Source organism: Parapedobacter sp. 2B3, assembly GCF_041925275.1.
In the GTDB taxonomy this organism is placed as follows: domain Bacteria; phylum Bacteroidota; class Bacteroidia; order Sphingobacteriales; family Sphingobacteriaceae; genus Parapedobacter; species Parapedobacter pyrenivorans_A.
This window is the reverse complement of the sequence record NZ_JBHEUZ010000032.1, coordinates 19125-27421: the sequence shown is the minus strand read 5'-3', so window position 1 is coordinate 27421 and position 8297 is coordinate 19125. Positions and strand designations below refer to the sequence as shown.

General features: G+C 49.4%; 6 protein-coding genes. 2 read left to right on the top strand and 4 right to left on the bottom strand.

Annotation, left to right across the window (positions count from 1 at the left end; genetic code table 11):
- The first annotated feature begins 236 nt into the window (after positions 1–236).
- Entirely contained in the window at positions 237–3251 is a 3015-nt protein-coding gene (gene secDF / locus ACEVG1_RS20285) for a protein translocase subunit SecDF (RefSeq protein ID WP_374745556.1), read from the top strand.
- 91 nt (positions 3252–3342) lie between these two features.
- Here secDF and ACEVG1_RS20280 read toward each other — a convergent pair whose 3' ends face one another.
- From ACEVG1_RS20280 to ACEVG1_RS20265, 4 genes are all read right to left on the bottom strand, one after another.
- Positions 3343–4038, bottom strand: a complete 696-nt coding sequence (locus ACEVG1_RS20280; protein WP_374745555.1) for a hypothetical protein — start codon at positions 4036–4038, stop codon at positions 3343–3345.
- Positions 4039–4105: 67 nt separating this feature from the next.
- A complete protein-coding gene (locus tag ACEVG1_RS20275; protein WP_374745554.1) occupies positions 4106–4723 on the bottom strand; it encodes a hypothetical protein in 618 nt (205 codons plus the stop codon).
- A 629-nt stretch (positions 4724–5352) separates the two neighbouring features.
- A complete protein-coding gene (locus tag ACEVG1_RS20270; protein ID WP_374745553.1) occupies positions 5353–6351 on the bottom strand; it encodes a helix-turn-helix transcriptional regulator in 999 nt (332 codons plus the stop codon).
- Between the two features lie 15 nt (positions 6352–6366).
- Complete coding sequence (locus tag ACEVG1_RS20265; protein WP_374745552.1) at positions 6367–7656, bottom strand: dicarboxylate/amino acid:cation symporter; 1290 nt, start codon at positions 7654–7656, stop codon at positions 6367–6369.
- Between the two features lie 168 nt (positions 7657–7824).
- Here ACEVG1_RS20265 and ACEVG1_RS20260 point away from each other — a divergent pair, with 168 nt between their 5' ends.
- Positions 7825–8259: a MarR family winged helix-turn-helix transcriptional regulator gene (locus ACEVG1_RS20260; RefSeq protein ID WP_374745551.1), complete on the top strand. Its 435-nt coding sequence runs from the start codon at positions 7825–7827 to the stop codon at positions 8257–8259.
- Positions 8260–8297 lie beyond the last annotated feature (38 nt).

The window sequence follows — 8297 nt, the reverse complement described above, 5'->3', positions numbered from 1 at the left end:
TTTTGACCAATAAAGGATTGCCAAGCCAAGGGTTGTATGGAATTTCTCGCCGGTAAAGTAAGGCTGCGACTTTTAGGGTTTATCCAATTTTAGCAAATAGTCTGCCAAAACGGCGCTTCTAACGGTTTATTAAACGGTAAAATACGGTACGCACTTATATAAAAATTTTATACCTTTGCCGTCTTAACTAAATTTTGTTAAAAATAGAATAGATTAATACTAGCTAACGAAAGAAAATGCAAGGTACAGGGTTGATTAAATTTTTGGTAGTAGTGGTTGCCATCGCGTGCCTCTATTCCCTATCATTCACATTCGTAACCCGCAAGGTGGAACGGGATGCTGTGGCATACGCCCAGGGTGACATGGCGAAAGAGAAAGCGTATCTGGACTCCATGGCCGGAGAGGTGGTATATAACTTAGGTTTGGCACAATACACGTACCGTGAGGCCAAAGGGAATGAAATTGCGTTGGGTCTGGACTTGAAAGGGGGCATGAACGTAACGATGGAAGTGTCGTTGCAGGAATTGGTGCGTAACCTCGCCAACAACCCGAAAGATGAAAATTTCAACAAGGCGCTCGAGAATGCCAATATCCAGAGCCGGAGCAGCCAAAGCAACTACGTAAGCCTATTTGTTGATGAGTTCCAAAAACTCAGTCCGGGCATATCGTTGGCCGGCTTCTTTGCTACCAAAGACAATGCTTCATACATCAACGCCAATAGCAGCAATGCGCAGGTAGCGAGTTTCCTGCAACGGGAAGCAGGAAACGCCATCGACAACTCGTTCAAGGTGTTGCGTACGCGGATTGATAAATTCGGCGTTGCATCGCCCAATATCCAACTGCAGCAAGGCACCAACCGGATACTGATCGAGCTGCCCGGCGTGAATGACGAGGACCGCGTGCGTAAGCTCCTGCAAGGTTCGGCTAAACTCGAATTTTGGGAAACCTATGACAACATGGAGATCTACCCCATGTTGGAAAACGTAAACAGCGCATTGGCTTCCACATTGCGGGCGGCCAAAACTGAGACTACCGCCTCCGCCGAAAACGCAGCTGCCGACAGCACGGATGCGGGCCTGCTTGCCGCACTCGGTGCGGGGCAGGACTCTACCGCTACTGCCGACTCATCAGACAGCCAATTGGCGCTTCAGAATCCCTTATTCAATGTACTCCGGCCTGCAACGGGCATGGCGCCCAGCGGCCAGGTTGTATTGGCAAACGGCCCCGTTGTCGGTTATGCGCAACTGCGGGATACGGCCAAGGTAAATGATTTCCTTGCAGACCCGGCGGTACAGCAGATTATCCCGGCCAACGTCAAACTCCTGTGGGGCGTAAAGCCAAGTCCGCGTACCCCCGAGCAGTTGGAGCTCTATGCGGTCAAACCGACCGGTGTAGAAGCGGGGCCCGTATTGGCTGGCAATGTGATTACCGATGCCAAGGATGATTTTGACCCTCAGTCAAATAGCCCGATGGTAACGATGTACATGAACAGCGAGGGCGCCCGCGAGTGGCGGAGAATCTCTGCGGCAGCCGTTGCCGACCCCAACAACAAGAAAGCCATTGCCATCGTGCTTGATGGTGTCGTATACTCCGCGCCCACCATCCAGAGTGAAATTAGCGGTGGGGTTTCCCAGATTACGGGTAACTTCACCATCGAAGACACGAAAGACTTGGCCAACGTGTTGAAGGCCGGTCGACTGCCAACAACGGCAAAAATCGTTGAAGAAGCGGTGGTTGGCCCCTCCCTCGGACAAGCCGCCATCGATGCGGGTATCAATTCGTCTGTAATTGGTCTAGTCGTCGTTCTGATATTCATGATTGCCTACTACAACCGCGCAGGATGGGTGGCCAATATCGCCGTATTATTCAACGTGTTTTTCATTATGGGAGTGCTTGCCTCGCTCAATGCGGTGCTGACACTGCCGGGTATAGCCGGTATCGTATTGACGATGGGTACCGCGGTGGATGCCAACGTGTTGATATACGAACGCATACGGGAAGAGCTGCGGCTGGGCAAGTCGGTCAGGCAGGCCGTATCGGATGGTTATAAACACGCCATGTCGTCCATTCTCGACTCCCAGATAACGACGTTTTTAACGGGATTGATTCTCTTCTTCTTCGGAAGCGGCCCCATTCTCGGTTTCGCTACCACATTGATGATCGGTATCATTACCTCATTGTTCACGTCCATTTTCATCTCGCGTATCATCTTCGAGTGGATGCTGTCAAAAGGTTGGGCGATCACCGTTTCGCACCGCTGGAGTGAGCGTACGATGCTGAATGCAAACTACGGCTTTGTGCAGAACCGCAAGAAATTTTATATCATCTCTCTTGCTGTACTGCTGATTGGTACCATCTCCATTTTCACGAAGGGCTTCACGTTGGGTGTCGATTTCAAAGGCGGTAGAACATATACCGTACAGTTCGACAAACCGGTAGACCTTGAAGCGGTCCGCAGCAGCCTCAATGAGACGTTTGACATGAATACCGAGGTCAAGACATTCGGTAGCGACAGCCAGATACGGGTAACGACGGCTTACCAAATCGAGGAGGTGAGTGACGAGGCAGACAAGGCGGTATTGGACAAGCTGAACGAAGGGCTATCGCAAATCGCCGGAACCGACCATGAAATTGTTAGTTCGCAGAAAGTTGGGCCTACCATTGCCAATGACATGAAGACAAGGGCATTATACGCCGGCATTGCCTCGGTCATTGTTATTGCACTGTACATCCTATTGCGCTTCCGCAAGTGGCAATTCAGTGTGGCCGCTGCGCTTACCACAGCTCATGATGCCTTGATCATATTCGTGATTTTTTCCATATTGGATGGTATCGTTCCGTTTTCGCTGGATATCGACCAGCATTTCGTTGCGGCCGTGCTTACGGTGGTGGGTTATTCCATCAACGACACGGTAGTGGTATTTGACCGCTTGCGCGAATATTTTGGTATCTCGAAATATAAGAAGGCGGAAATGGCCGAGACGGTAAACTTGGCCATCAACCGAACACTGAGCCGTACCGTCATCACATCGCTGACCGTTATTTTCGTGTTGGCCGTGCTGTTCGTATTCGGTGGTGAAGTTATTCGCGGATTTTCGTTTGCCATCCTGATTGGAATCATTGTGGCCACCTACTCTTCCATCTTCCTTGCCGCACCGATGGTGGTGGATTTACAGGGAAAGAAGAACGCTGAAGAACCGGCAGCCGTCGGCACATCAGATGAAGCTAACTTGAAACCGGCGAAAGCATAAGCTGTGTCGGGCAAATACCGGACCGATTAAAAAAAGGTCGCTGGATTTTTCCAGCGACCTTTTTAGTTGAAACGGGGTTCGATTGCCGTACCTATTCCCAAACGGTATTGAACACCTGTACCGATTTAACCAAATCCACGGACCGATGCAGGGATTCGCCATAGGCCGTATCAAGCACGTTGTATTGGCTGATGTATTCGTCCTCTAAAAAAGCATAGATATCCGTCAGCACTTGCAGGAAAGCTTGCAGATCCTTATCCAGGGAAGTTATCGTCACCTGCATATCCTCATGGAACCTAAACACGTCATCCAATAACTTAAACTGCACGGGATCCAACGGTTTTTCACCTCTGAAATACCTATCAACGATGTCCGTATACATTTGTCTCAACGGGGCGATGCGATCGTAAAACCTTACCAAGGCTTTTTGCTGTTGCTGTACCTGATTGTAAAAATCGCGCAATTCGACCTGAAGCTTGATATCTATATCGGCGACGGCACCACCATCGGATAAGTCAAGATGCCGCAGGTAATGATCCCGTATACGTTCGAACTCCCCGAGCCCGGCGTTCAGCTTGTCTAAGTCAATACAGGCTAGCAGGATTTCCCCTCTTTCCTTTTCAAACAGAAGCTTCATTCGCCAGGCCTCGTCGTGGGCCTGACGGTACGCTTCCAACGCCCGTACCTCAGTGGGCGATGAAAAATCTGGCTCTTTCAATTGATAAACAATATCCCTCAATGGATGTGTGATCAGGACAGTCGTCGTCTTTTCAGTCGTAGTCGGCATAGCTACACGTTGTTTAGCGGATAAACTTACAAAAAAAACCTAATCAAAACCTTCGCTTCTTGTTATGTTATGTCACCGCACAGCGCACGGTTTCGCTGTAGTTGAGCGCGGGGTCTGGCCCGAGGTAGGTAGCCCGGAATTCATATTCCGTCAGGTACTCCAAGTCGGTAATATGTATCTTCGACCTGGTACTCAAGATACGCTCCCACGATTCGTCCAATCCGGCTTTCCGGTATTCGAACTGATAATAGCGGGCGTATTTCCAGGCATCTACCCGAACGTGCACACTTTGGGTACCGGCATCGCGTACCACCGCCCTGAGGTCGTGCGGTTTGGGCGACGGTCCTACCGGCCCCCGCAAGTCTTTGGACGGGATGAATCCGGCTGCTAGTACGATAGCCGGGTCGCCCTGGGCCACGGTTTCCACATAAAGGGAAAGGTTGTACAAGACTTCCTTCAGCGCCGTAGCGTGTTGGTTTTTGAGCACGACCTGCCGTATGTCGCGGAAAGACGCTTCGGTCATGCTGCCCCTGAATTGGTCAATTGCAGCCGACAGGTCGTCGAGCGAAGGCTGCGGTTCTGTAAAAATACTGGCATTTTCCGTTGTTTTTGCCAGTACGGTTTCGGCATACTGAAGCAATTTCGCTTCCGTGCCGGTTTTTGATGATAAAGTTGGCTTCGCCATAATCATAAAAATTTAAATAAAACAATTAATGAATTAATACAATGCAAAATTAGGAGTAACCTACGGCGTAGAGGTGGAGAATCTGGCCAACATGCCAAACAAGACCCTACTTCTTTTTGGCCAGATTTGATACCTTTTGTTGAAAGCAAAAAACAAAAAGTGGACGGAAGAAACTAAAAACACTGTTTTTTCAGCGTTTTTTCAAAAACTCATGAGTTTTGAGGCAAAACTCATCTGTTGCGGTGCAAAACTTATAAGCTCCGGGCCGGAGCTTATCAATCGGGGCTCAAATCCCACCGGCTGCGGATGAAACTCATGTACTTATAGGCTGGAACTTATCTTTTCTAAATCAAAACCAACCGGCTTTACTTCGGCGCCTACCGAGGTTACGCTGAAACTTATCTACGGTAAGCCGGAGCCATTCTGTTTTAAGTCGGCCGTGGTCGCCACTGAGGCAAAGCCTATCGGCTACGGGTGGGAACTCATCTGCTGTAGACCAGCATTTATCTTCGCCGGGGCAGCATGCATCGGTTGTGAGTCAAAGCCTATCAACGTTGAGTTAACACGTAGCTGTTCCAGAGCAAACTACATCGGATACAAACCGGAACAGATGAGCGCCGGGCAAACTGCTACCGGAGAAAAGCCCTTTTATCCAAGCCCAATTTTTCCTTTTTCATTTCGTTCCGATACACCATCGGGGGCTTCCTGAATTTTTGCTTGAACATTTTACTGAAATGCTTCGGGCATGAGAAACGGAGCGTGTAGGCGATATCCCGGATGGGCCTGTCCGAAAAAGCCAGCACCTCCCGGGCTTTGGTTAGTCGCAGGTGCAAAATGTACCCGTTTACGGTATATGTCCGGTTTTCGAAACTGCGCGTCAGGTTGCGTACACTGATATGCAACGCTTCCGCTACGTTCTCCAGACTGATATCGTCCAGGTAGTGTTCCCGAATGAACTTCGTTGCCTGGTGGTAATGGCTGATATCGTCTTTCTCCACGGTACCCGTGCCGTTGCCCCGGTTATCGTTAAAAAAATAGTTTAGCAGCCGCAGGCTCCAGCCCGCCAGTTGGACCGGGGTACTATACGGCTGGAAAACCAGCCGCCGTAATGATTCCAGAACAGCCCGAAGCCGACTCGAAATCGGCACGATCGCTCCGGCCCAATGTGGCGCCTTATTTTCATGCAGCTGGTTAAGCGATTCCAAAAATGGAAATTCTGCCATCAGCGCATCGAAACACGGTTGCGGAAACCCGACCATGAATAGCCAGTTTTTACCGGGGTTCAGTTCCATGGAAAGTTCCCTCCTGTTACTGGCAAAATATGTGCTATTCCCCGATGTTACCGTAGCTACCCTGTCGTAATGAAAGGTACAACCGCCAATCAACGCTATGACCACCCAAAGGCAGGGTTCCTGTGGTTTCAGTTTAATAATTGACGTTTCTTCCTGAATTTCGTCTTTCAGCTCCAGCCAATACAAACGATCATGGGCAAAACACCGATGAACGATGGCTGCATTGGGGACGGAGTAAGGCGGATCTGTCAAAAACGAAAGATATCCATCGTAGCGCCGGGTACGAGGGTGTTGCTGCGGGGGGATGAAATGAACGAAATCTGATGAAGACATCATTCGGCATGCCGTATATTACTCCTCGCTTTCCGACTGCGGGTCATGCAATAAATCGACCGACTTGGCCACGATGGCCGCAACCGCAGCGTCGCTGGTTACGTTTACAACCGTCCTGCACATATCCAGGGGCCTATCAATGGCAAAAATCAAGGCCAAACCAGCCTCGGGTATACCGGCTTGCCCGAGCACGATAACGAGCATGACAATGCCCGCACTCGGCACCGCCGCGGTACCGATGGAAGCCAATACCGTCGTGAGGATGATCATCAATTGCGCTTCTAGGCCAATCGGCTCGGGCAGCATGGCTTGGGCAATGAAGATGGCAGCTACGGCCTGATACAACGCCGTTCCATCCATATTGATGGTTGCGCCCAACGGTAACACAAAGCTTGACACTTCGTCATCCACCCCCAGGTGTTCGGTTACCCGCTCCATCGTAACCGGCAGCGTCGCCGCACTCGAACTCGTAGAGAAGGCCAATAACTGCGCCGGCGATATCGCCCGGAAAAACCGGCCGGGCTTCACTTTGGCAAAAAAGTAAAGGAGCGTGGGGTAAAAGACGGCAATCAACAACGCCAATCCTATCAAAACGGTAGCCCCGTAAACCCCCAGGGCACCCAATGTAGAAAAATCAGGAATCTCCACCATCAATGCGGCCATCAACGCGAAAACACCCAGCGGCGAAAAAAGCATAATGATATCAATGACCTTCAAAATCACGTCATTCAACCCTTTAAAAAAATCGACCACCGGTTTCGATCGCTTTTCATCAATCATAATCAGCGCGATACCCATCAAAATCACGAAGAAAATAACCTTAAGCAGACTGCCATTGTCGGTCAACGCGCCAAAAAAGTTATCCGGAACCAAATCGACAAGCGGCTGCAACGGTCCCTGGTCTTTCGTTGCTTCTGCCAGCTTAATCTTTTCCCCCGCTTCGCCAGCAAACCCCTCCAATAAACTTTGTCGCGATAACTCATTGATAAACAGTCCAGGTTTGATTACGTTGACCAGAATAAGCCCCAGCGAAACAGCAAATGCGGTGGTAAACAAGTAAAAAAAAATCGTTCGCCCACCGAGCTTGGATAGTTTGGAAATGTCCTTTAAATCGGCCAGACCAACGATGAGCGAAACAGCCACCAGCGGTACGGCAATCATTTTGAGCATATTGATGAATATGGTTCCGAATGGCTTAACCCAATCGATGACGATATCGGGCAACCCCACGGCCTTCATCACGGCACCGAAGACGATACCCAACAACATTCCGATTAGTATTTTCCAGTGCAAAGCCAAACGTTTCATGAAATCACTTTAAATTTATACGGTTCTTGCAATTAAATTCTGTGTACTGCCCCAAATGTAATTGTTTTGACCGACTTAGGCCGCGGATAGCCAAAAAATGTGAAATAACCCCGATGCTAATTGTATATAACCATGGCAAACCGTATATTTGTCATACTAATTATTGTTATGCAAATAGAACATTACAACGCCTATTCATTCCTGCTTGAACGCACGGCACGGCGGGTGAAACAGTATGCACAATATCAATTCAACTGCCGCGAATTTGGTATTACGGTAGACCAGTGGTCGATATTGAAAAACTTGAAGCAACATGCCGATTTATCGCAGAAAGAACTGGCCGAGTATTGCGGAAAGGACCAACCCACCCTCACGCGGATTGTCGATTTGCTGGTTCAGAAAGGCTTGGTGGAACGTAGGGCCAACCCCATGGATAGGCGAAGTTTCGTGGTACACCTTACTCCCGCAGGTGAGCAAAAGATAGATGCACTTGCCAACCATGTCGGTGAGATCCGCATGCAAGCATGGAAAAATCTCGACGATACCGATTTTGAGCACTTGAAGCGGATATTGAATACGATATACGACAATTTGCAAATCTGACGATTTGTCGATTTGAAAATGAAACCTGGATATCGCAA